Source organism: Neorhizobium sp. 05N33 (genome assembly GCF_056397445.1).
This window is the reverse complement of record NZ_JBFTNK010000008.1, coordinates 163,295-187,715: the sequence shown is the minus strand read 5'-3', so window position 1 is coordinate 187,715 and position 24,421 is coordinate 163,295. Positions and strand designations below refer to the sequence as shown.

Below are 24,421 nucleotides of genomic sequence, written 5' to 3'. Positions count from 1 at the left end.
ACAGCAATGAACTGGAAATGCCTGACACTAACCATCGCATTGGCAGCGGCCGGTGCCGCTTCGCCGGCGGTCGCGGACCAACTCGACACGATCCTGGCCAGCAAGACGTTGCGCTGCGCTACGTTCGCCGACGTTCCGCCATTCGCCGCTCCGGATGTGAAGACGCGCGAGATGGTCGGGTTCGACGTCGATCTCTGCAATGCCATCGCCAAGGAACTCGGCGTCAAGGCTGAAGTGAAGCCGGTTTCGGTCGAAGCCCGCGTGCCGGAAGTCAAGCTTGGCCGCGTCGACATCACGGTTGCCAATCTTGCCTATACCCAGGGCCGCGCCGAGCAGATCCAGTTCAGCGATCCCTATTATCTCGCCAAGGAAATGCTGATCGTTCCAGTCGACGATGCCGGCAAGAAGAAGTCCGATTACGAGGGCCAGCGCGTCGCCTCCACCAAGGGTTCGACATCGGAAATGTCGATCAAGCTCAACAAGTCCGATCCGCTGACCTTCCAGGACACCGGCTCCGCCTATCTCGCCGTCCAGCAGGGCAAGGCACGCGGCATGGTCGCCAACACCATGACCACGACCAAGCTGGTGAACGAATCCAAGACAAAGGGCAAGCCGATGCGGATGATCGAGGAGCCGATGCTCTTCCAGCCAATCGGTATCGGCATGGCCAAGGACAATCCCGCCCTGACCGCCAAGGTCAACGAAATCCTGCGCAAGCTCGACACGTCCGGCGATCTCAACAAGATCTGGGACAAGTGGCTTGGCCAGGACACCGAATACAAGATGACCCGCACCGACAAGGTGGTGCCGCTTTCCGAACTGAAGTTCGACCCAATCCCGTAATCGTCTCTCGCTCGGCTCTGCCTGAACTCAATCGCAAATCAACGAAGGCTGCAGGCGGCGGGACGTGCCCGTCGCCGGTCTTGCCATACGAGGTTTTCATGATCCATATCAAAGACATCGCAGAACGGCCAAGCAAGGCCGACATCGAGGCGGTCGCCAAATTCTCGCCGGCCACGATCCATGAAGCGCAGGGGCGCAGGGGTGCACTTTCTTCGCGCCTCAAGCCGGTCGACTATCGCATGAAGCTGTGCGGCCCGGCCTTTACTGTCAAATGTGCACCGCGCGACAACATCATGTTGCAGCTTGCCATCAACTACGCCAAACCGGGCGATATCATCGTCGTGTCTGCGGGCGAGTTTGAAGAGGCCGGCTCTTTCGGCGATGTTCTTGCCAATGCCTGCCTTGCAAAGGGCATCGGCGGCCTGGTGACGGATACCGGCGTCCGTGACACGTTGCAACTGCGGGAGCTTGGCTTCCCGGTCTTTTCGCTCAGCGTCTGCATCAAGGGCACCGTCAAGGAAACCATCGCCGCCGTCAACGATCCGGTTATCGTCGGCGGAGAGATCATCAATCCGGGCGATATCATCGTCGGCGATGCCGACGGCCTCGTTGTCGTGCGCCGCGCCGAGGCGCAGGAGGTAGCGCGTCTGTCGCAGGCCCGCGAAGATGCGGAAGCCGGTTATATCGAAGCCTACAAGCAGGGAAAGTCGGTGATCGAGGTCAGCAAGCTGGAACCGGCGTTGAAAGCCAAGGGACTTGTCGTCGATATCTGAGTAGGCGCTCCAGATGTCGCAGCATTTTTTCCTGTCCAAGGAACGAGGTATCCGATGAGCCATTCCCTGTTTGATCTGACCGGTTTGCGAGCCCTGGTGACGGGTTCGTCGCAGGGTATCGGCCTTGCGCTGGCCAGGGGCCTCGCGGAACACGGAGCTTCCATCGTTCTGAACGGCCGTGACAGGGCCAGGCTCGAGACCGCTGCAGGACAGCTCAAGGAAACTGGTGCGACGGTTTCGGTTTCTGACTTCGACGTGACGGATGCCGAAGCGGTGAAGCGCGGGGTCGATGCGATCGAGGCCGAAGTCGGTGCGATCGACATCCTGGTCAACAATGCCGGGATGCAGTTCCGCAGCCCGCTCGAGGATTTCCCCATCGATCGCTGGGAACAGCTCATGAAGACCAACGTCTCCAGTGTCTTCTACGTCGGCCAGGCGGTGGCCCGACACATGATCGGCCGCGGTCGTGGCAAGATCATCAACATCGCATCGGTGCAGAGCGAGCTCGCGCGCCCCGGCATCGCGCCCTATACGGCGACCAAAGGCGCGGTGAAGAACCTGACGCGCGGAATGGCAACCGACTGGGCCAAACACGGCCTGCAGATCAATGCGCTCGCGCCCGGCTACTTCAAGACGCCGTTGAACCAGGCACTGGTCGACAGCCAGGAGTTCTCGTCCTGGCTGGAGAAGCGGACCCCTGCGGGCCGATGGGGCGATGTCGAAGAACTGGTCGGTGCGGCCGTTTTCCTGTCAAGCAGCGCCTCCTCCTTCGTCAACGGACACACGCTCTATGTCGATGGCGGCATCACCACCAGCCTCTGAGCTATCTGGTTCCGGGACGAAGAGCGGCTTCGGGCCGAACGTCGTGATGGGCGTCTTCTCGAGAGGCAGCTTGCGACGCGCGAGCTTCCGACAGCAGAGCCGGACGTTGCGACCATCGATATCAACAGTCACTGGACTCCATCGTTGTGATGGCCGTGACGCTACTGGCGCCCGCCAGAGGCGCTCGAACTGAAACCTGGAGGAACCATGAGCAAGCCCGACATTCTTCTGATCGGCCCTTATCCGGAATGGGATCTGGTCGAACTGGAGGCGCAGTACAACGTGCGCAAGCTCTACGAGGCGTCCGATCGTGATGCCTTCATGAGCGAACATGCCGCCGAAATTCGCGCCATCGCCACGCGCGGAGAGCTCGGCGCCTCCGCCGATCTTATCGCCGCATTGCCGAAGCTCGAAGTCATCTCCGTCTACGGCGTCGGTTACGATGCGGTCAATCTGGATGCTGCCCGCGCTCGCGGCATCCGCGTGACCAATACGCCGGACGTGCTGACCAATGACGTGGCCGATCTTGGCGTGGCGATGATGCTCGTCCAGTCGCGCGGCATGATCGGCGCAGAGACATGGGTGAGGGACGGAAGCTGGGTGGAGAAGGGCCTTTATCCGCTGAAGCGTCGCGTCTGGGGGAGAAGAGCGGGAGTGCTCGGCCTCGGTCGCATCGGCTTCGAGGTCGCCAAGCGCCTCAAGGGCTTCGACATGGAGATCGCCTACAGCGACGTGTCGGCCAAGCCGTATGCGGAAGACATGACCTTCATCGCCGATCCGGTGGAACTTGCCCGGCATTCTGATTTCTTGTTCGTGACGCTGGCGGCCTCGACCGTCACGCGTCATATCGTTTCGAAGAACGTGATCGAAGCGCTCGGGCCGGACGGCATGCTCATCAACATCTCGCGGGCGTCCAATATCGACGAGGAAGCGCTGCTCGCCGCACTCGAAAGCGGAGCGCTCGGATCTGCGGCACTCGACGTGTTCGAAGGCGAGCCGAAGCTCGATCCGCGTTTCCTCGAACTCGGCAACGTGCTGGTGCAGCCGCACCATGCGTCGGGCACGATCGAAACCCGCAAGGCGATGGGCAAGCTGGTGCGCGACAATCTCGCCGCCCATTTTGCCGGCGCCAGCTTGCCAACCCCCGTTCTCTGAGGACAAGCCCATGAAAGCCGTCGTCATTCATGCCGCCAAGGATCTGCGCATAGAGGAACGGGAGGTCGAGGCGCTCGGGCCTGGCCAGGTGGAGGTGGCCATCGAGGCGGGCGGCATCTGCGGCTCCGATCTGCACTACTACAATCACGGCGGCTTCGGCACGGTGCGCGTCCGCGAGCCGATGATCCTCGGCCACGAGGTTGCAGGAACGATCAAGGCGCTGGGGGCGGGCGTATCCGGCCTTGTCGTTGGCGACCGGGTGGCGGTCTCCCCGAGCCGCCCCTGCAATGCCTGCGACTATTGCTTGAAGGGCCAGCAGAACCATTGCCTCAACATGCGTTTCTACGGCTCCGCCATGCCGATGCCGCACATCCAGGGGGCCTTCCGCGAGCGGCTGGTCGCCGAACAATGGCAGTGCCACAAGGTCGCCGATGGCGTCTCCATCCACGAAGCCGCGATGGCCGAACCTTTCGCTGTGACGCTGCACGCCGTCGTCCGCGCTGGCGGGCTCGCCGACAAGCGGGTTCTTGTGACCGGCTGCGGTCCGATCGGTGCGCTGGCGATCATCGCGGCACGCGCCCATGGTGCCCGTGAGATCATAGCCACCGACGTGATGGATGCAGTTCTCAGGAAGGCGCTCGAAATAGGGGCCGACCGGGTGATCAACGTCGCCCGCGATCCGGAGCTCCTATCCGCCTACTCGGCCAACAAGGGTTACTTCGACGTTCAGTTCGAGGCATCGGGAAACCAGAGCGCATTGCGTTCGGGGTTGGAGGTGCTGAAGCCGCGCGGCGTCCTCGTCCAGCTCGGCCTCGGCGGCGACGTGTCGATCCCGCAGAACATGGTGGTGGCCAAGGAGATCGAGATGAAGGGCACTTTCCGCTTCCACGAGGAGTTCGGCCTGGCGGTCGACCTCATCAGCAAGCGGCGCGTTGACCTGAAGCCGCTGCTCACCGGAACCTATCCCCTCGAAGACGCCGTCAAGGCATTCGAGGCGGCCGGTGACCGGACGCGATCAATGAAGGTGCAACTAACGTTCTGATAGAGCGTAGTCAGCAACGAAACCATGAGCAAGGCATTCGCGCCTCACGTCATCAACGACCCGGAACCGTCTGCCGCAGGCGCCCTGGTCGTGGACGAAATCGAGCGACCGGCGGGAATTGGCCTTCGCCTCGACCAGGATCGGTGCCGACGTGCCGACAAAACGCCGCCGCTGGTTGGCGAGGTGGCGCAGCTTCGCTGGCAGATCGACGTCTCAGGCGCGCATCGCATACTGTTCGCGCACCATATCGGCTGAGCGGCGTACTACCTCGGAAATCTGCAGGAGTTGGGTGACGAGAGGCGTCGAATGGCGCCAGATCATGCCGATCGTGCGGGCCGGCCGGGGCGTCTGGAAGCGGGAGATCGAAACCTGCGCCGAACGTGTTTCCAAAGGCACTGCCATTTCCGGGATCAGGGTGATGCCGATGCCGGCGCTGACCATCTGGACCAGGGTGGACAAAGAGCTGCCTTCCATGACTTCCCGGGCGCGGGTCGATCCTATCTTGCAGAACGATAAGGCTTGGTCGCGAAAACAGTGGCCTTCCTCCAGCAACAGCAGGCGCATTTCGCGCAACGCCTCGCGTTCGGGGACGGGCTTGTCCTCGTCCTCGCGTCGCCGGACCAGCACGAACTCCTCGTCGAACAGTTTGAGTTCGGTCAGGAACGGTTCCGATACGGGCAGGGCGACGATTGCCAGATCCAGCTCGCCCTGCGCCAGTTCCTGGACCAGTTTTGCCGTCTGTGTCTCGCGCACCTGCAATTCGATCCCCTCGAACGTCCTGTTCAGGTCGTTGATGATCGCCGGCAGCAGATAGGGCGCGATCGTCGGGATGATGCCGATGCGCAGGCGCGCCAGGAACGGATCGCGCGACGCGCGGGCGAGATCCGCCAGTTCGTCCACCGCCCGCAGGATATCGCGGACCCGCAGCGCAAATGTCTGGCCGAAGGCGGTCAGTTTCACTTCGCGCGCATTTCGCTCGAAGAGTTCGCCGCCCAATTCCTGTTCGAGTTCCTTGATCTGCATCGACAAGGCCGGCTGGGAAATCGCGCAGGCATCGGCCGCGCGGCGGAAGCGGCCGTCCCGCGCCAGGGCTTCAAAATAACGGAGCTGTTTCAGTGTGACGTTCTTCATAACCTCAACTTATCGCGGCGATCAGTAAATCCAACTTAAATTTATGAGGCGCTTCCGATAAGAAGGATCCAAGGGAGGGTGCGCGTGACCATGATCCTTGCTCGAAAGGCGGGGACGACAGTCTGAAACAGCGCAGCCGGACCGGACGGTTCGGCAGAAACAGCCTCTTTTGCACGACAGATAATGAAAGAAATCAAGGAGATAGTCATGGATGCGAAATCTAGCGAAAACGCCGGCAAATGTCCGGTCGCGCATACGCCTCGCGGCCGATCGAACCGCGAGTGGTGGCCCAACCAGCTGAACGTCCAGATTCTTCACGGGCACTCCGTCCGCTCCGACCCGATGGGTGAGGCGTTCAATTACGCCGAAGAGTTCAAGACGCTCGATCTCGACGCCCTGAAGAAAGACCTTCAGGCCCTGATGACGGATTCGCAGGAATGGTGGCCGGCCGATTTCGGTCACTACGGCGGCCTGTTCATCCGCATGGCCTGGCACAGCGCCGGCACCTACCGCATCACCGACGGCCGCGGCGGTGCAGGCCAGGGGCAGCAGCGTTTCGCGCCGCTCAACAGCTGGCCGGACAACGTCAACCTCGACAAGGCCCGTCGCCTGCTCTGGCCGATCAAACAGAAATACGGCAACAAGATCTCCTGGGCGGATCTGATGATCCTCACCGGCAATGTCGCGCTCGAATCGATGGGCCTCAAGACGTTCGGTTTTGCCGGCGGCCGCGCCGACGTCTGGGAGCCGGAAGAACTTTACTGGGGTCCGGAAGGCACCTGGCTCGGGGATGAGCGCTATAGCGGCGAACGCCAGCTGGCAGAACCGCTCGGCGCCGTGCAGATGGGCCTCATCTACGTCAATCCGGAAGGCCCGAACGGCACACCCGATCCGCTCGCTTCGGCACGCGATATCCGCGAGACCTTCGCTCGCATGGCGATGAACGACGAAGAGACCGTGGCGCTGATCGCCGGCGGCCACACGTTCGGCAAGACCCATGGCGCCGGCGATCCGTCGTTTGTCGGTGTCGACCCGGAGGGCGGCGAGCTCGAGGCGCAGGGCCTCGGCTGGTCGAGCAAGTTCAACACCGGCGTCGGTCGCGATGCGATCGGCAGCGGCCTGGAGGTGACCTGGACCCAGACGCCGACCCAGTGGAGCAACTACTTCTTCGAAAACCTGTTCGGCTTCGAATGGGAACTGACCACGAGCCCGGCCGGTGCCAAGCAGTGGGTGGCGAAGAACGCCGAAGCTTCCATTCCGGACGCCTTCGAGCCATCGAAGAAGCAGCTGCCGACCATGCTGACCAGCGACCTGGCGTTGCGCTTCGACCCGATCTACGAGAAGATCTCGCGCCGGTTCCTGGAAAACCCGGCCGAATTCGCCGATGCCTTTGCCCGCGCCTGGTTCAAGCTGACCCATCGCGACATGGGGCCGAAGGTTCGTTATCTCGGCCCGGAAGTTCCGGCCGAAGACCTGATCTGGCAGGATGTGATCCCGGCCGTCGACCACCCGCTCGTCGACGACAAGGATGTCGCCGACCTGAAGGCGAAGGTTCTGGCGACCGGCCTGACGGTGCAGGAACTGGTTTCCACCGCCTGGGCTTCCGCCTCGACCTTCCGCGGTTCCGACAAGCGCGGCGGTGCCAACGGCGCGCGGATTCGGCTTGCTCCGCAGAAGGATTGGGAAGCCAACCAGCCGGCGCAACTCGCCAAGGTCTTGGGCATCCTCGAAGGCATCCAGAAGGATTTCAACGCTGCCCAGGCAGGGGGCAAGAAGATCTCGCTGGCCGACCTGATCGTACTTGCCGGTGCAGCCGGCGTCGAAAAGGCCGCCAAGGCCGGCGGCCAGGACATCGTCGTGCCCTTCACACCGGGCCGCATGGATGCCTCCGAGGCGCAGACCGACGCGGCTTCCTTTGCCGCGCTGGAACCTCGCGCAGACGCCTTCCGCAACTATGTCAACAGCGGCAAGACGCAGTTCATGAAGGCTGAAGAGGCCTTGCTGGACCGCGCTCAGCTGCTGACGCTGACGGCACCGGAAATGACCGTTCTTCTCGGCGGCCTGCGCGCGCTGAAGGCCGGCCAGCCTGAACACGGCGTCTTCACGTCCCAACCGGAAACGCTGACGAACGACTTCTTCGTCAACCTGCTCGACATGGGCACCGAATGGTCGCCCGTTGCCGGCAAGGATGGCATCTACGAAGGTCATGACCGCAAGACGAAGGCGCCCAAGTGGACCGGCACCCGCGTCGACCTGATCTTCGGCTCGCATTCGCAGCTTCGTGCGATCGCGGAAGTCTATGCCCAGTCCGACGCCAAGGCGAAGTTCGTCAAGGACTTCGTTGCGGCCTGGACCAAGGTCATGAACGCCGACCGCTTCGATCTCGTCTGATCGACAAAAATCGCCCGGACGTGGCTCAGCTGCGTCCGGGCAGCTTTTCAACGGTGATTTACCGCCGGGCTTTTCAGGTCGGCACGAAGGCCGAGGCGATCGCCAGCACGAATCCCAGGATCGTGGCGCAGACAGACAAGGCCTCGCGCGTCTTTTCGGAACTGACGCTCCACCCCTCGCTGGTGAGATACCGTGCGATCAGGCCGAGCGAAAGCAAGCCGACGCAGCCGAGGAAGGCGAAAAAATAAACCCCGTACTGCATGTTGGAGATCTTCTTGGTCAGTACTTCGGTGATCCCGACCAGGGTCGAGAGGGACAATAGCAGGCTGCCGATAATCAGATACTCGGCGTGTTGCGATCTCGCCGTCGAGTAGAGCGACAGGATCGTGAACAGGAACGCGATCAGGACGATGGCGATATAATTGCCGCTGACATGGCCGGTCGCAGAGATCGACATGAAGATCGATGTCAGGACGAACAGCGCGGCCGCGAAAATGATCTTGTATTTCGAGTTGAAAAATTGGCGCATAATATCAAATCCGCTCTTAAACTGGCCGCCCGCGGCGCTGGCAAATGCCGTTTATCGAGTATGAGAAATTCGGCGCGCGATGAACAGGTTGCGGACCTGGTATTCCGTGGAAATCCACGCCTCAAGTTTCAGGCGAGCCGCCGGCGCTGGATCGCATAGGCGGCCGCCGCGCTCATCACCGCCAGCAGATACCAGGTCACGGCGTAGACGAGGTGGCTGTTGCGAAAGCGGATCACCGTCAGTCCGCCGACGGGCAGGCCGCCCGGATTCGGTGTCGCGTCGGCATCGATGAAATAGGGTGCGACCCTTTCGAGGCCGGTGGCGGCGGCAATCGCGGCCACGTCGCGGGAGTACCAGCGGCCGTTCGCGGGATCGTTGGAGCGCAGGAACGCGCCCTCCGGCTCGCTGATGCGGATGAGGCCGGTGATCTTCACCGGGCCTACGAGCTGCCCATCCGGCCGCAAGGCCGGATCGCGGCGGTTGGCAGGCACGAAGCCGCGATTGACGAGGACGGTGGTCCCGTCCTTCTGTTCCAGAGGCGTCAGAATCCAGAAGCCGGGACCGAGATCGGTGACCGCCTGGACCAGCGTTTCCGCGTCATGGCGGAAAGTGCCTGTCGCCGTGACGCGCCGATACTCATCGTCTTCGGCGTTGATGGTGGGCCAGGCTGGCGATAAGGGCGCAGGCACCGGGGTTGCCGTGACCCGGGCATCGACGCGGGCGATCAGGTCGAGCTTCCAGAAGAGCCGCTGCACCTGCCAGGTGCCGAGCCCGAGGAAGACGACGGTCAGCAACAGCATCGCGGCTGCGAAGGCGAACCTGGAACGAGCCGGTGCCGCATCCGCTGTTTCTCCGGTCAAAGGATGGTCGAGAGCCACGCGTCTATCCCTTCCCAGCTTGCCCCCGAGGGGGGTCACGGCATGTTTTTCATCATCTCCGGCGACATCGGCATCATGTTTGCGTTGAGATGGTGCATGACCCAGAGCGATCCGGCAAGCGTGATGCCGACCAGAACCAGGGTGAAGAGCAGCGCCATCATCGTCCAGCCGCCTTCGGAGCGCGGGTTCATGTGCAGGAAATAGACCATGTGCACGACGATCTGGATGACGCCGAGCCCCATGACGAGAAAGGCGGTGAACAGCTTGCTGTCGATGGCGCCGCTCATCACCAGCCAGAACGGGATGGCGGTCAGGATCACCGACAGGCTGAAGCCTATCAGGTAACCTTTCAGCGTGCCGTGGCCAGCCTGATGGCCATTGCTGTGGCCGTGATGGGCCTCTGAGGCACTTTCGTGCGCGGGGGCGTGCGGGGCTTGGCCGTGCGAGCTCATCCGAGGACTCCCATGAGATAAACAAAGGAAAAGACGCCGATCCAGACGACGTCGAGAAAGTGCCAGAACATCGACAGGCACATCAGGCGGCGCTTGTTTGCCTCGATCAGTCCGTGTCTGCCGACCTGCACCATCAGCGTGATCAACCAGATGATGCCGAAGGTGACGTGCAGCCCGTGGGTGCCGACCAGCGTGAAGAAGGAGGAGAGGAAGGCCGAGCGGGTCGGGCCGGCGCCCTCGTGGATCAGGTGGTTGAATTCGTAGAGTTCGAGGCCGAGGAAGATCGCTCCGAACACGCCCGTTACGCCGAGCCAGAACAGCGTCTCGGTCTTGGCGCCCCGTTCCATCTGCAGCATGGCAAAACCGTAGGTGATCGACGAGAACAGCAGCATTGCCGTGTTGATGGCGACGATCGGCAGGTCGAACAGGTCGGCCGGCGAGGGGCCTGCCGCATAATTGCGGCCGAGCACGCCGTGGGTGGCGAAGAGGACGGCGAAGACCAGGCAGTCGCTCATCAGGTACAGCCAGAAGCCCAGCATGGTGCTGCCTTCCGGGTGGTGATCTTCGGTGACATAGAATTGCGGCTTGTCGGTTTCGCGATTGCCCGAGGGGCCGTGGGTCTGAACTTGCGTCTGGCTCATGGTCTCAGGTCCGTTCCGCGAGCAGCTTCGAGCGCGCGTCCTCTGTTGCGGTCACGGTATCGGCTGGAATGTAGAAATCCCGATTGTAGTTGAAGGTGTGGCCGATCGCGACGGCGATCATGGCGACGAAGGCGACGATTGCCAGCCACCAGATGTACCAGATCATCGCGAAGGCGAAGACGACACTGATAGCGGCAAGGATGACGCCCGTGCCAGTATTCTTCGGCATGTGGATCGGCTTGAAGCCGCCGAGCGGGCGCTCATAGCCGCGGCTCTTCATGTCGTACCAGCTGTCATGGTCGTGCACGACCGGCGTGAAGGCGAAGTTGTAGTCCGGCGGCGGCGAGGAGGTCGACCATTCCAGCGTGCGGCCGTCCCAGGGGTCGCCGGAGGTCTCGCGCAGCTGGTCGCGCTTCAGGTAGCTGACGACCAGCTGGATGATGAAGGAACCGATGCCGCAGGCGATCAGCACAGCGCCGAAGGCGGCGATCACGAACCAGATCTGCAGCGACGGATCCTCGAATTGGTTGACACGGCGGGTGACGCCCATCAGGCCGAGCACGTAGAGCGGCATGAAGGCGACGTAGAAGCCGATGAACCAGAACCAGAAGCTCATCTTGCCCCAGAAGACATCCAGCTTGTAGCCGAAGGCCTTTGGCCACCAGTAGACGACGCCCGCCATCAGCCCGAACACCACGCCGCCGATGATGACGTTGTGGAAATGTGCGATCAGGAACAGCGAATTGTGGAGCACGAAATCGGCCGGCGGCACGGCGAGCATGACACCGGTCATGCCGCCGATGACGAATGTCACCATGAAGCCGACCGTCCACATCATCGGCAGTTCGTAGCGGATGCGGCCGCGATACATGGTGAACAGCCAGTTGAACATCTTGGCCCCCGTCGGGATCGAGATGATCATCGTGGTGATGCCGAAGAAGGCGTTGACCGAGGCGCCGGACCCCATCGTGAAGAAATGGTGCAGCCAGACGATATAGGAAAGGATCATGATGACGCAGGTGGCGTAGACCATCGATGCGTAACCGAAGAGCCGCTTGCCGCAGAAGGTGGCGACCACTTCGGAAAAGATGCCGAAGGCCGGCAGGACGAGGATGTAGACCTCCGGATGGCCCCAGATCCAGATGAGGTTGATGTACATCATCGGGTTGCCGCCGAGATCGTTGGTGAAGAAGTTCGTGCCGGCATAACGGTCGAGCGACAGCAGAACGAGGGTGGCAGTGAGGATCGGGAAAGAGGCGACGATCAGCACGTTGGTGCAGAGCGAGGTCCAGGTGAAGATCGGCATCTTCATGAAGGTCATGCCCGGCGCGCGCATCTTGACGATCGTGGCGATCAGGTTGATGCCGGAAAGCGTGGTGCCGATGCCGGCCACCTGCAGGCCCCAGATGTAATAATCGACGCCGACGCCCGGACTATAGTCGGCGCCCGAGAGCGGCGGATAGGCGAGCCAGCCGGTGCGGGCGAATTCTCCGACGAACAGGGACATCATGATGATGATCGCGCCGGCCGTCGTCATCCAGAACGAGAAGTTGTTGAGGAACGGGAAAGAGACGTCGCGGGCGCCGATCTGCAGCGGCACGACATAGTTCATCAGGCCTGTCACGAAGGGCATGGCCATGAAGAAGATCATGATGACGCCGTGGGCGGTGAAGATCTGGTCGTAGTGGTGCGGCGGCAGATAGCCCTCCGAACCGTTAAACGCGATCGCCTGCTGGATGCGCATCATGATCGCATCGGCAAAGCCGCGCAGCAGCATGATGATCGCCAGAACCACGTACATGACGCCGATCTTCTTGTGGTCGACGCTGGTGAACCACTCGTTCCAGAGATAACCCCAGAGCCGATATTTGGTGATAGCCCCCAAAACGGCGAGACCGCCGAGCGCGACGACGACGAAGGTCGCGACGAGAATGGGCTCGTGATAGGGAATGGCTTCGAGGGTAAGCCGCCCGAAAAGGAATTCCGTCAAAGTGCTGTTGCCGAACATGGGTCTGTCCAAAATCTCTTGAAATGCAGTCTCAGGGCTGAGTTGCAGGCTGCGCCGGAGCATTGCTGTTGAGTTGAGCCGGCGCCGGACCGCCCTGATTGCCGTCGGGCGCGGTGTTGCCTCCCGGCATATCTTGCATGTTGTGCGTGTCGTGGTTGGTCGACTGCGGCTGGTCCACGCTCGGTCTCGGTTCGGGCATGCGGGAGGGTTCGCCGCTGGCCGGCACGGTCGCGCCAAGCCTTTCTCCCAAGGCATGGCGATTGTCATGCTCCAGACGCGCCCGGTTTTCCTGGCTCTCTGTCCCGCCGCCGCCCATCATGTCGACATGCATCATCTCATCCATGCACATCTTGCCGGGTACGGCGCACATGTTGAGCACGGCCCTGTAGAGCCCGTCCTCGACATTGGCGTAATAGCGCACCGGCTCCTTGGCGCTCGGCTTTTCGAGCTTCAGGTAGGCGTCGCGGTTAAGTGCGGTGCCGTTCTGCTTGACGCGGGCGACCCACTGGTCGAAACCGGCCTGGTCGACGCCATGGAACTTGAAGCGCATATGCGAAAAACCGTCGCCGCTATAGTTCGACGAAAGGCCTTCGTATTCGCCCGCCCTGTTGATGACGGCATGCAGCTTGGTTTCCATGCCCGGCATGGCATAGATCATCCCGGCAAGCGCCGGCACATAGAAGGAGTTCATCACCGAGGAGGCGGTGATCTTGAAGTTGATCGGCACATCGACGGGGGCCGCCATCTCGTTGACGGTGGCGATGCCGTATTCCGGATAGAAGAACAGCCATTTCCAGTCGAGCGCCACGACTTCCACGGTGATCGGCTTCACCTCGGCAGGCACGGCGCGCTGGGCATCGATCCGGTCGAGCGGCCTGTAGGGGTCGAGCTTATGGGTGCTCATCCAGGTGACGGCGCCGAGCGCGATGATGATGGCGAGCGGTGCGGACCAGATGATGACTTCGAGCCGGGTCGAATGGTGCCATTCGGGATCATAGGGCGCATTGGTGTTCGAGCCGCGATAGCGCCAGGCGAAGAACAGCGTGAGGAAGATGACCGGCACGATGATGATCAGCATCAGCACCGTGGCGACGATGATCAGGTTTGCCTGCTGTCGGGCAATATCGCCGGAAGGCGACATCACGACCAGGTTACATCCGGAAAGCCCTAAAAGGGTGAAGAGAGCGAACAACCGTGCGACGATTTTCAACTGAGGGGTCATCTCGGGCTCGAATTTGTGTTTTGTCTAGTTCGGAATAGTCAGGTTCCTGCATGGGCTGGAATGAGGTCGTTCGTCGCAGTGCAGCAATCTGTCGCAGTGCAGCAAAAAACCGCATGGTCTTCCGAGCCGTTTTGCTGCACCAACCTGCACGCTCAGTTTCCGCATTCGCCAATCGGAAATCTAGGACAGCCTGAGGGGGCGACCAGAGGGTGTGGATGAGAAGACGGTGCGGTCCGTCGCATATGTCAGGTTTTTTTAGTCTTGTTCCTTGATCTCGACGGCATGTTGATCAACATTTCGAGGACGAGGCGAACTATCGCCAGGAGGAATTCATGACCACGGTCGTCAATCCCGCGTCAACAGGCCCGACATCGTCCGGCCTCGAAAGGGACGCCCGCCGCATTCATGACGACGGGCCGATCTCGCCGGGCAGCATCGCGCTTGGTGTGATCATCGGTCGCATGTCGGAATTCTTCGACTTCTTCGTTTACGGGCTGGGCTCCGTCCTCGTTTTCCCGAAGCTGATCTTCCCGTTTGCGCCGACCCCGGTCGCAGCAACCCTGATGTCGTTCGCGATCTTCCCGCTCGCCTTCATGGCGCGACCCGTCGGGTCGTTCGTGTTCATGTGGATCGACCGCAATTATGGGCGCGGCACCAAGCTGACGATCGCGCTGTTCCTGCTCGGCGGATCGACGGCTTCGATCGCCTTCCTGCCCGGCTACGACACGATCGGCTACTGGGCCGTGGCCTTGCTGGCGCTGTTCCGCATGGGGCAGGGTTTTGCGCTCGGCGGCGCCTGGGATGGGCTTGCTTCGCTCCTGAACCTCAATGCGCCGCCCAACCGGCGCGGCTGGTATGCGATGATCCCGCAGCTCGGCGCACCGATCGGTTTTGCGCTGGCGAGCATCCTGTTCGGTTATTTCGTCGCCAATCTCTCGGAAGCGGATTTCATCGCCTGGGGTTGGCGTTATCCGTTCTTCGTGGCGTTTGCGATCAATGTCGTGGCGCTGTTTGCCCGCCTGCGCATCGTCGCCAGCAAGGAATTCGGCTCGGCGCTCGAAGCCAACGAGCTGCAGGCCCGACCGATCTTCGAAATGCTGAGCAAGCATGCCCATGACGTCGTGCTCGGCGCGTTCGTGCCGCTGGCCAGCTTCGCCATGTTCCATCTGGTGACGATCTTCCCGTTGAGCTGGGTGACGCTTTATGGTGGGCAGTCGGCGGCGGAATTCCTGTTCGTGCAGGTGATCGGCGCTGCCGTCGGCATCGTCGGCATCATCCTGTCCGGCCTGATCGCCGACCGCATCGGCCGCCGCAGCCAGCTGATGATCGGTGCGGTGATCATCGCGATCTTCTCGTTTTCGGCACCCTTCCTGCTCGATGCCGGCGGCAAGGGGCAGGATGCCTTCATCATCATCGGCTTCGGGATCCTCGGCCTCTCGTTCGGCCAGGCCTCCGGCGCCGTCTCCTCGCGCTTCGGGCAATATTACCGCTATACCGGTGCGGCACTCACCTCCGACCTCGCATGGCTGATCGGTGCCGGCTTCGCACCGCTGGTGGCCCTCGGCCTCGCCAGCAGTTTCGGCATCATCTTCATCGGCGGATATCTGATCTCCGGTGCGATCTGCACGATCGCGGCGCTCAGCCTCAGCCGGGTCCTGGACCAGAGCGGCGAGCCTGGCGGTCAGCGGTAAAAGAGAAACGAAAAAAGCCGGGCGAGCCCGGCTTTTTTGTATGCATATATCGTTGAACCCGTGGCGGGCTCAAGCAGCCTTCCTGGCAAGCGTCGGCCGCGTCGCAGCAGCCTTTTCCACCATCGCCGTCACTTCAGCACGGCGCGCGCCCGTCAACAGCATGCGCGGCATGCGGACGCGCTCGGAGCCGCGGCCCATGATCTGCTCGGCGAGCTTGATTGACTGGACGAGGTCGTGCTCGGCATCGAGATGCAGCAAAGGCATGAACCAGCGATAGATGGCGCGGGCCTCGACCCAGTCGCCGCGATTGGCGGCGGCCACCAGGGCGACGGATTCCTGCGGGAAGGCGCTGGTGAGGCCGGAGACCCAACCCTTGGCGCCGAGCATCAGACCTTCGAGCGCCACGTCGTCCAGGCCGGCGAAGATGTCGAAGCGGTCACCGAAGGTGTTGATCAGGTCGGTGAAGCGGCGCGGATCCGGTGCGCTTTCCTTGACGGCCTTGATGTTCGGCACGTCTTCGAGCTGGCGCAATACGTCGGCGCCGATGTTGACGCGATAGGCTGGCGGGTTGTTGTAGAGCATGATCGGCAGCGAGGTGGCGGCGGCGACCGTCTTGAAATGGGCGACCAACTCTTCCGGCTTCGGCACATAGACCATGGCCGGCAGCAGCATCAGGCCGTCGGCGCCGAGCTTTTCGGCATCGCGGGCATAGGCGACGGCGCGGCGGGTGTCGAATTCGGAGACGCCGGTCACGACCGGCACCCGGCCGTTCACCACCTCGACGGCGGCCTTGAGGATGGTGCGCTTTTCTTCCGGATCGAGCGAGTTGTTCTCGCCGCAGGTGCCCATGACGATCAGGCCGTTGACGCCGTCATTGACGAGCGCGTCCTGCACCCCTTGGGTGGCCTTGAGGTCGATCGAGAAGTCTTCGTTGAATTGTGTCGTCACTGCGGGGAAAACGCCGCTCCAGCCTGTGGTCATGAAATGCACTCCTCTGGTTGATGGGTGATAATATGCGCGGGCGCGCCGATATCTGTCACGCGAAGGGCTCCGCGGGGCCTTTGCCTGGCTCCGTGAACCATTGCGGGCCGGTTTCGGTCATGTGGATATGGTCTTCGAGGCGGATGCCGAAACGGTCCGGGAAAACGATCATCGGTTCGTTGGAGAAACACATGCCCGGTTCGAGCACGGTCGCGTTGCCGCGCACCAGGTAGGGTTCCTCATGAATTTCGAGGCCCAGGCCGTGGCCGGCGCGATGCGGCAGGCCGGGAAGGAGGTAATCCGGGCCGAGTCCGTGGCTGGCAAGAACCTTGCGGGCGGCGTCATCGAGGCTGCCGCAGGTGGCGCCGAGGCGGGCGGCCTCGAAGACGGCCTGTTCCGCTTCCCGCTCGATCGCCCAGGCCCTGGCGAATTCCGGGGTCGGCTCTTCCAGTACATAGGTACGGGTGAGATCGGAATGATAACCGTCGAGCCGGCAGCCGGTATCGACCAGCACCACGTCGCCGGGCGCATAGGCCTGCTCGCCGTCGGCGCCGTGGGGGAGGGAGGTCGCGACCCCGAAGGAGACGATGCAGAAGCTCGAACCGCCTGTTGCCCCAAGCGCACGATGCTGCTCGTCGATATGGCGGACCACATCGGAGGCAGGCACACCCGGCTTGATGAAGGCATGGGCGCGGCGATGCACTTCCAGCGTCAGGTTCATCGCATGCTGGATGAGGTCGATCTCGGCCTTCGACTTCCGAAGCCTGAGATCGCGGATCAGCCGGCCGCCATCGGCAAGCCGTTCCGTGCCGAAAACGGCGGCTAGCTGATGGTAGACGAACAGCGGCAGCGCGTCGTCGAGCGCGAGTTTTACATTGGCAGGCAGAAGCGAGGCGACCAGCGCGGCGCTCGCTTCATCCTCCTGCCAGGCGACGATCTCGCCCGGCAAGTGGGACAAGCTCTCGACGCGGCTCTGTTCGAACCCCGGCACGATGTAGGTCACCGACTTCGGCGTCACCAGCGCGCCGAGCAGGCGTTCGCTCTGGTGCCAGACGAGGCCGGTGAAATAACGCAGGCTTTCGCTGGCGCCGAGCAGGATGCCACCCAGCCCCTTTTCGTCCAGCGTCGCCTGGAGCCGGACAAGACGCTGCCGCCGCTCGTCGTCGGTGATCTTCGGGACGGGATGCGACCAGGCCATGTCCGGTTCCTTTCGATTTCACCGACGTTATATCGCGCTGTAGTCAGTTTGTCGACAGAGATATTCAGCACATATAGCCAGCCGCCATCCCGCCGTCGCAAATGTCAGCGAAACCGGCTGATGCTGTAAGGTTCGATATCGACGGYAGGCTTTCGGCGTGCGGCGATATCGGCAACCAGCCGGCCGGTCGCAGCGGACTGCGTGAGGCCGAGATGCCCGTGGCCGAAGGCATAGATGATCGCCGGCGTCGCGGTCGAAGCACTGATCACCGGCAGGCAGTCCGGCATGGAGGGACGAAAACCCATCCACTGGCGGCCGCCCTCGGTCCTCAGCTCGGGCAGGAAACTTTTTGCCTTTTTCAGCATCGCCTCCGAGCGTTTGTAGTTCGGTGCCAGCTTCAGCCCGCCCAGCTCGACCGCGCCGCCGACGCGGATGCCGGAGGAGAGCGGCGTCACCACGAAGCCGTGGTCGTTGAAATAAAGCTGGCGATGCAGCGGGAAGGCCCCTTGCGGCAGCGTCGTGTTGTAACCCCGCTCGGTTTCGAGCGGCGCATGGTCGCCGAGGCCGGTGACGATCTTTTTCGACCAGGCGCCGCCGGCTAGCACGACGGTTTTCGCATCGAAGATGGCGCCATCCGCCAGAACGACCCTGGCGCCATCGTTTATCGGCTCGACGCGGATGACTTCACCGATCCTCAGCGATGCGCCACGGGACATGGCGTTGCTGAACAGGGCCTGGGTGAATTCCAGCGGATCTGAAACCTGCAGGCCGGACGGTGTGAAGACGCCATGCCGGAACTGCGGCGCAAGGCCCGGCTGCAGGGAGTCGATTTCATTGCGGCCGACCTTCTGGAATTCGAAACCCGCCTTGCGTTTCGCCTGCCAGTCGTCAGCCGCGGCATTGAGGCTCGCCTCGCTGTCGTAGAGGTCGAGCGTGCCGGTCTGTTTGATCATCGCCCGAAGGCCAGCGCGTTCGACGGTTTGCAGCATTTCGCTGCGCGCCATCGGCATCATCCTGGCATGCACGCCGACGGTGCGCGCATAGGCCGGCCGGGCGCTGGCCCGCCAGAGGCGCCACAGCCAAGGCACCATGTTGAGCGCATAGGAAGGCGGCAGGCTGAGGGGACCGAGCGGATCGAGCAGCCATTTCGGCGCCTTCCACATCATGCCGGGTGCGGCGATCGGGATGATTTCCGGAAAGGCGAGAATGCCGGCATTGCCGCTGCTCGCACCCCGGGCCACCTCACCGCGCTCGATGATCAGCACCGAGCGGCCGTCCTCCAGCAGGTAATGCGCCGACATCGCGCCGATTATGCCCGAGCCGATGACGACGGCGTCGACCGAAGAGGAATTCATGATTTCTGGTCCTGTGAAGCGAATGCGGAAGGGGTCAGGAGACGGCAAGATCGATCGGATGGCCGAGATCGCGGGCGATATAATCCTGGATCTGCCGGACGATCTGTTCCGCATGCTTGATGGCGAGCCTGTCGGAGCGCTCGACGTCACGGGCTTCGATCGCGGCGATCATCTCCTCGTGTTCGTCGACATACTGGCGTGGCAGCCGGTCGTCGAACGTACGATAATAGAGGCGCAGGATGCGCCGCCCCTCGTCGAGCAGCCGGGCGAAGAAGGTGGTGTAATAGGCATTGCCGGCGAGTTCGGCGATCGCCACGTGGAATTCCCGGTTCGCCTCGATCATCGCGAAGGCGTCGTGGGCTGCAACCGCTGCGGCGAACTCCGCCTGTCGCTTGCGGATCTCCCCCATCGCCTGCGACGTCGCGCGCATGGCGGCGCCGCGGGTGGTGACACGGTACATCAGCGTCAGCGCATCGAAATAGGGAGGCAGGGAGGCGAAATCGATTGTCGCGACGATGGTGTTGCGGTTCGGCAGCGTGGTGACGAGGCCATCGGCAGAAAGCCGCAGCAGCGCTTCGCGGATCGGGGTGCGCGACATGCCGAAACGTTCGGACAGCCGGACCTCGTCGAGCGGGCTGCCGGGGGCCAAGGTCATTGCAAGGATTTCCCGGCGCAGGATCGTATAAACGCTCTGCGTCCCGGAGCCACGCGGGCGGGGGATATCCGTTTCTGCAGGTTCGTTCTTCGCCATCATTTAACCGTTCTGCGTCGCAAGCCAATGCGGCAGGACAATTGCACACGTATTGTCGACAGGAAAGCCCACAAGGTGGCAGAACGGATGTGGTGCCGTTTTATCGGATCGAAGCTTCAGTGGTCACTGGCCTCGGACTGGCCGCGCAGGGTCGCCGCGATGATCCGCGCTGCGGCCAGCCTGCCAGCGACGATCGCACCGTCGACATAGCCCGGATATGACGGGGAGAGTTCCGACGACGCGAAATGGACAGGGGGCACGCCTTCGTTGATGATGTCTTCCGCATAACGGGCATCGAGATCGACGACGACGTCGCTATAGGCGCCGCCGCTCCAGGGGTCGTCGACCCAGTCCCGGACATGGATGTCGCGCGGATTGCCCCCTTCGGGGCCAAAAGCTGCGCTTAACTGTTCGCGGATGAACGTGGTGAGGTCCTCGCGCGGCCGGCCATGCCATTGCTGCGCTTCCGGCCCGCCGACGAAGACGATGAGGCCGGCATAATCGTCGTGACTGCCGTCGCACGCATAGAGGCCCTGGGGCTCGTGCCACATCACGGCGCCGGAAAGCCCCCGCTCTCGCCAGAACGGCTTGTCGTAACTGACCTGCAGCTTGATCGACAGGCCGGGCGCCCAGGCGGAAAGCGCCTTCCGCAGCCGCTCGGGAAGAGCGGGCGAAAACGGCAACCGGCGGATCATCACCGGCGGCAGCGCCAGGATGACGCGTTTCGCGACGAACCGTTCATCGCCGGCTGCGACGGTGACCCCGGTATCGGAATATTCTATCCCGATCGCCGGCGTGCCGAGGCGCAGCCGGTCGCCGAGCCTGGCCGCCAGCTGCTCGGCCAGTGCATGCAGCGTGCCGGGCAGGAACATTTCCATTTCCGAATAGGTATTGGTGATACGCCGGTCGTTAGAGGCGAGCCAGGTGAAGGCGACCTCCTCCGGCGCGCGGCACCAGAGGCCCTTGATCAGCCGCAGGAAACTTTTCCGCACGTCGGCCGGCACGTCGTCCTGCCGGTCCACCCAATCGGCCACCGTCAGTTTCGCGAGATCCGGATCATCCGGATCGGTGGCGATCATCCGGTCGCGGAGCGCATCGACCCCCTGCCAGCGCGCATAACCCTGCTGCGGCGGGACCGGCGGCCGATAGATGGCCTCGCCATCATAGTGCGTCATGACCGGGGTCTTGCCGTTTTCCGCGATGAGCGCCATCAGCTCGCTCATGTCGCGGCAGAAGAATTGCCCGCCGGTGTCGATCCGGGTGCCGTCCGGCAGCGTCTCGGACTCGACCTTGCCGCCGACCCTGTCGCGCGCTTCGAGCAGCAGCACGTCGAGCCCTGCCTCGACAAGCTCCAGCGCGGCGCTCAGGCCCGTAAACCCCGCGCCGACGACGATGGCATCCCGCTCAGGCATTCTTTTCTCCGACGATCTTCCTGCCTTTGCCATTACCGCAAGCGCTTCGGAACGTCTACGAGGATGCAGGTGAACGATCGGAATCCATGCCGCCCTCGGGCATCGATGACTGAGGGCGGCAAATTGGTGTCAGGCGAGCGGCAGGATCAGCACGTCGCGAGCCGGCACCTCGATCTTGCCACCGTCATGGGCGTGTCCGATCGGCCAGACCGCCTTGCCGGCGGCGAGCCGGCCATGGCCTTCGGCGAGCTTCACCTCGGTCGTCTGCGGCGAGCGGGTCGGATTGACGAGCCATAAGAAGCTGCCTTTGTCGCCCTTGTGGACACGCGCGAACAGCGCCCTGTTCGACAGGGCCGCATGCGGCGTGCAACCGCTCCAGCGCAGCAGTTCGGCGAAAAAGGCACCGTTCGCCTTGCCCTGAGACTTGTAATAGGCGACCGACGGATTGGTGCCGATCAGCAGCGTGCGGCCCTTGCCATAAGCGTTCTCGACCACGGCAAGCCGCCCGTCGTCGAAATTGCCGCGCGCGGTGCCGCCGGCAAGTACATAGGATTGCAGGAAACCGCCGCCGTCGACCGCCGCCCCATCCAGCTTGAAATGGATGCGGTCGCCGATATCCGGCATGAACTCGACCTGATCCTCGCGAGCGCCAAAAACCTTGTCGAGGCCCATGTTCGGCTGCACCTGGCCGACATGGCCACGGTCGCCGAAATAACCGGGGCAGGCTTCGGCGATCAGCGTACCGCCGTTTTCCACCCAGGCGGCAAGGCGTTTTGCCTGATCCGTGGTGAACATGATCGGATAGGGGAAATAGAGCCGATCATAGGCGTCGATATCGTCGATATGCACCCAGTCCGGCTGGACGCCGTTTTCGAGGAAGGCGCGATAGGCCCCCCACATCGCTTCCGGATAGGGCTTTTCCTTGCGGTCGTAGTTCAAGAGGTAATCCCATTCCTGCGTCTCGGGAACCACCAGAATGCCGATTTCGCCGCGCACCGGCTTTGCCTCCCAGAGGGCGGCCTGTGCCGGATCGTTCGCCCATTTCGCCATGTCGCTCTGCAGTTTCGAGCGCGGCGTGCGTGCGCCGTCCATGCCGTAGGCGCCGAAAGCGCCGAAGAGCGGGCCGTCGAGCAGTGGCCGCCAGCGCAGGTTCAGCACGCCGCGGGCGCCGCCAGCAAACGAGGTCATGCTCCACAGGCGGATATCCTCGGGCTCGGCGACGCGGCCGTCGTCCTTGTCGCGGCCGATCACCTGCGGCTGCAGCCAGAGCGGTCCACCCTGGCGCTCGGCGTGCCAGAAGGGTTTTCCACGAGCGGCGGCGCGGTTGATGTCGACGCCGTACCAGTTCTTCCAGGCTTCCGATCCCTTGCGGGCCTGGATCCAAGTGAAGCCGTAGATCTCGACCTTGGAGGCGGCCAGCCAGTCGTCGCAGCCGTTCGCCGCCATGTTGGGGATCGCGCCCGAAATGCCGTGGGCGGCGATGGTGTTCTTCGGATCGACGGCGCGGATGGTGTCGATGCGCCATTGCATCTGGTCGTAGAAATTGTCGCGCTTGAACTGCAGCCAGTCTATGCATTCCGGATAGGGCGCCATGTGGACCGGCGGTTCGACATCCTCCCATTCCGCATAGCTGTAGCGATGCCAGGCCTTGGCGAGTACTTTCAGCGTGCCGTATTTTTGCTCCAGCCACTTCCTGAAAGCCGATTTGGCGTAGCTGCTGTAATCGACATCGGCGGAGTAATTGCACTCGTTCCAGACGTCGTAGCCGTAGATCGCCGGGTGGTCCTTATAGCGGGTGGCGAGTGCGGTCAGGAACTTGCCGGCCGCTTCCTTCACTTCCGGGCAGTTGAGCGTCAGTGCGCCGGCACCGCCGCCATTGTTCGAAAAGCCGCCGGTCGCCGCCGACACGCCCATATAGGAGCCGAGCCTGGTGCCGTCGGCATTGACCTGCAGCGCATCGGCATATTTGCGCACCGCCCAGTCGGGCACGGCGTGGATCAGTTCGGCGATGACCGTCTTGATGCCGTTCTGGGCCGCGAGGTCCATCTGCCGGTCGTATTCCTCCCAGTCATAGACGCCGGGCGCGGTTTCGATCGCGCTCCACATGAACCAGTGGCGGAAGATGTTGAGGCCGTCGTCCCCCGCCGTCGTATAATCGCGCTCCCAGTCTTCGCGGGGCGGATTGGACTTGCGGAAATAGACGGCGCCGTAGGGGAATTGGATATCGGTTTTGAGCATGGTCCTGTCCTTCTTCATCGATGTTCGGACATGGCTCCGCCTTCCGGAGAAAGGCTCCGGTTTGGAAGTGGCGTCGATGGTGTCCGGTTAGGTCGGAAAAGTGTTGATCTTAGCGTGGCCCTCCGCCGAGATGGGGCTTCATCCAGCCAAGGCCTTCGCTGGTGCCGGCCTTCGGCCGGTATTCGCAGCCGACCCAGCCGTCGTAACCGAGGCGGTCGAGTTCGCGGAGTATGAAATCGTAGTTGATCTCGCCGGTGCCCGGCTCGTTGCGGCCGGGATTGTCGGCGATCTGCACGTGGGCGATCCTGTCCTTCAGGCGGGTGAAGGTCGAGATGAGATCGCCCTGCATGACCTGCATGTGATAGAAATCGTACTGGATGTAGAGATTGTCGGAGCCGACCTTGTCGAGGATGCGTTCGGCATGATCCGTCGTCGACAGGAAGAATCCGGGAATGTCGCGCAGGTTGATCGGCTCGATCAGCAGCCTGACGCCGGCATCGGCGCAACGCGGCGCGGCATATTTCAGGTTGTCGACCAGCACCTTTTCCAGAATATCGACATCGGCACCCTTCGCCACGAGGCCGGAGATGACGTTCACCTGGCGGCAATCGAGCGCCTTGGCATAATCCAGTGCCAGGGCGACGCCGTCGCGGAATTCCTGGATGCGGTCCGGCAGGCAGGCAATGCCGCGCTCGCCGCCGGCCCAGTCTCCCGAAGGCACGTTGAAAAGCGCCTGGACGAGGCCGCTCGCCTTCAATGCATCGACGACCTTTTCCTTCGGCTCGGCATAGGGGCCGAGATATTCGACCCCGCCGAAACCGTCCTTCGCGGCCGCGGCAAAACGATCGAGGAAGGGCAGGTCCTGGTAAAGGAAGGAGAGATTGGCGGAGAATTTCGGCACTGGCGCT

At 62.7% G+C, this 24,421-nt stretch carries 21 protein-coding genes and 1 pseudogene; 7 read left to right on the top strand and 15 right to left on the bottom strand.

Features of this window, described 5'->3' with window-relative positions:
• Positions 1–6 precede the first annotated feature (6 nt).
• From AC1DLT_RS20510 to AC1DLT_RS20490, 5 genes are all read left to right on the top strand, one after another.
• Entirely contained in the window at positions 7–843 is an 837-nt protein-coding gene (locus AC1DLT_RS20510) for an ABC transporter substrate-binding protein (RefSeq protein ID WP_041364086.1), read from the top strand.
• A 98-nt stretch (positions 844–941) separates the two neighbouring features.
• Positions 942–1,616 carry a 4-carboxy-4-hydroxy-2-oxoadipate aldolase/oxaloacetate decarboxylase gene (locus tag AC1DLT_RS20505; RefSeq protein WP_477487968.1) on the top strand — a complete coding sequence of 225 codons (675 nt, stop codon included), beginning with the start codon at positions 942–944 and terminating at the stop codon, positions 1,614–1,616.
• A 54-nt stretch (positions 1,617–1,670) separates the two neighbouring features.
• A complete protein-coding gene (locus AC1DLT_RS20500) occupies positions 1,671–2,438 on the top strand; it encodes an SDR family oxidoreductase (RefSeq protein WP_477487967.1) in 768 nt (255 codons plus the stop codon).
• 207 nt (positions 2,439–2,645) lie between these two features.
• The gene (locus tag AC1DLT_RS20495) at positions 2,646–3,593 is read left to right on the top strand and encodes a 2-hydroxyacid dehydrogenase (protein ID WP_477487966.1); all 948 of its coding nucleotides are present in this window, start codon (positions 2,646–2,648) and stop codon (positions 3,591–3,593) included.
• Between the two features lie 10 nt (positions 3,594–3,603).
• Positions 3,604–4,635: an L-idonate 5-dehydrogenase gene (locus AC1DLT_RS20490; protein WP_477487965.1), complete on the top strand. Its 1,032-nt coding sequence runs from the start codon at positions 3,604–3,606 to the stop codon at positions 4,633–4,635.
• Here AC1DLT_RS20490 and AC1DLT_RS20485 read toward each other — a convergent pair.
• Together AC1DLT_RS20485 and AC1DLT_RS20480 are read right to left on the bottom strand one after the other, a co-directional pair.
• Positions 4,627–4,806, bottom strand: a pseudogene (locus AC1DLT_RS20485) (IS3 family transposase); the annotation flags it as partial. The gene AC1DLT_RS20490 and the pseudogene AC1DLT_RS20485 sit on opposite strands and share 9 nt — an antisense overlap.
• A gap of 42 nt (positions 4,807–4,848) precedes the next feature.
• Complete coding sequence (locus tag AC1DLT_RS20480) at positions 4,849–5,766, bottom strand: LysR substrate-binding domain-containing protein (RefSeq protein WP_477487964.1); 918 nt, start codon at positions 5,764–5,766, stop codon at positions 4,849–4,851.
• Positions 5,767–5,973: 207 nt separating this feature from the next.
• Between AC1DLT_RS20480 and katG the strand changes: the two genes are divergently transcribed.
• On the top strand, positions 5,974–8,157 hold the full coding sequence (katG, locus tag AC1DLT_RS20475; protein WP_477487963.1) for a catalase/peroxidase HPI: 2,184 nt from the start codon (positions 5,974–5,976) through the stop codon (positions 8,155–8,157).
• A 73-nt stretch (positions 8,158–8,230) separates the two neighbouring features.
• Here katG and AC1DLT_RS20470 read toward each other — a convergent pair whose 3' ends face one another.
• The 6 genes from AC1DLT_RS20470 to cyoA form a co-directional block, all read right to left on the bottom strand.
• A complete protein-coding gene (locus tag AC1DLT_RS20470; RefSeq protein ID WP_477487962.1) occupies positions 8,231–8,686 on the bottom strand; it encodes a hypothetical protein in 456 nt (151 codons plus the stop codon).
• A gap of 128 nt (positions 8,687–8,814) precedes the next feature.
• Positions 8,815–9,564, bottom strand: a complete 750-nt coding sequence (locus tag AC1DLT_RS20465; RefSeq protein WP_477487961.1) for an SURF1 family protein — start codon at positions 9,562–9,564, stop codon at positions 8,815–8,817.
• Positions 9,565–9,599: 35 nt separating this feature from the next.
• A complete protein-coding gene (gene cyoD, locus AC1DLT_RS20460; protein ID WP_477487960.1) occupies positions 9,600–10,016 on the bottom strand; it encodes a cytochrome o ubiquinol oxidase subunit IV in 417 nt (138 codons plus the stop codon).
• Entirely contained in the window at positions 10,013–10,657 is a 645-nt protein-coding gene (cyoC, locus tag AC1DLT_RS20455; protein WP_477487959.1) for a cytochrome o ubiquinol oxidase subunit III, read from the bottom strand. Before cyoC ends, cyoD begins: the two co-directional genes overlap by 4 nt.
• A 4-nt stretch (positions 10,658–10,661) precedes the next feature.
• Positions 10,662–12,665 (bottom strand): cytochrome o ubiquinol oxidase subunit I, encoded by a 2,004-nt coding sequence (cyoB, locus tag AC1DLT_RS20450; RefSeq protein WP_477487958.1) that lies wholly within the window; start codon positions 12,663–12,665, stop codon positions 10,662–10,664.
• Between the two features lie 31 nt (positions 12,666–12,696).
• Complete coding sequence (gene cyoA, locus AC1DLT_RS20445) at positions 12,697–13,887, bottom strand: ubiquinol oxidase subunit II (protein WP_477487957.1); 1,191 nt, start codon at positions 13,885–13,887, stop codon at positions 12,697–12,699.
• A 332-nt stretch (positions 13,888–14,219) separates the two neighbouring features.
• Here cyoA and AC1DLT_RS20440 point away from each other — a divergent pair, with 332 nt between their 5' ends.
• Positions 14,220–15,578: an MFS transporter gene (locus AC1DLT_RS20440; RefSeq protein WP_041364209.1), complete on the top strand. Its 1,359-nt coding sequence runs from the start codon at positions 14,220–14,222 to the stop codon at positions 15,576–15,578.
• 69 nt (positions 15,579–15,647) lie between these two features.
• Here AC1DLT_RS20440 and AC1DLT_RS20435 read toward each other — a convergent pair whose 3' ends face one another.
• The 7 genes from AC1DLT_RS20435 to otnI form a co-directional block, all read right to left on the bottom strand.
• On the bottom strand, positions 15,648–16,559 hold the full coding sequence (locus tag AC1DLT_RS20435) for a dihydrodipicolinate synthase family protein (RefSeq protein WP_477487956.1): 912 nt from the start codon (positions 16,557–16,559) through the stop codon (positions 15,648–15,650).
• Between the two features lie 55 nt (positions 16,560–16,614).
• The gene (locus AC1DLT_RS20430) at positions 16,615–17,757 is read right to left on the bottom strand and encodes a M24 family metallopeptidase (RefSeq protein ID WP_477487955.1); all 1,143 of its coding nucleotides are present in this window, start codon (positions 17,755–17,757) and stop codon (positions 16,615–16,617) included.
• A gap of 104 nt (positions 17,758–17,861) precedes the next feature.
• Positions 17,862–19,112, bottom strand: coding sequence for an NAD(P)/FAD-dependent oxidoreductase (locus AC1DLT_RS20425; RefSeq protein WP_477487954.1), 1,251 nt, complete (start codon positions 19,110–19,112; stop codon positions 17,862–17,864).
• A 34-nt stretch (positions 19,113–19,146) separates the two neighbouring features.
• Positions 19,147–19,863 (bottom strand): GntR family transcriptional regulator, encoded by a 717-nt coding sequence (locus tag AC1DLT_RS20420; RefSeq protein WP_477488014.1) that lies wholly within the window; start codon positions 19,861–19,863, stop codon positions 19,147–19,149.
• Positions 19,864–19,979: 116 nt separating this feature from the next.
• Complete coding sequence (locus AC1DLT_RS20415) at positions 19,980–21,308, bottom strand: flavin monoamine oxidase family protein (protein WP_477487953.1); 1,329 nt, start codon at positions 21,306–21,308, stop codon at positions 19,980–19,982.
• 96 nt (positions 21,309–21,404) lie between these two features.
• Complete coding sequence (locus AC1DLT_RS20410) at positions 21,405–23,513, bottom strand: beta-galactosidase (protein WP_477487952.1); 2,109 nt, start codon at positions 23,511–23,513, stop codon at positions 21,405–21,407.
• Between the two features lie 109 nt (positions 23,514–23,622).
• Entirely contained in the window at positions 23,623–24,414 is a 792-nt protein-coding gene (otnI, locus tag AC1DLT_RS20405; protein WP_477487951.1) for a 2-oxo-tetronate isomerase, read from the bottom strand.
• Positions 24,415–24,421: the final 7 nt, after the last annotated feature.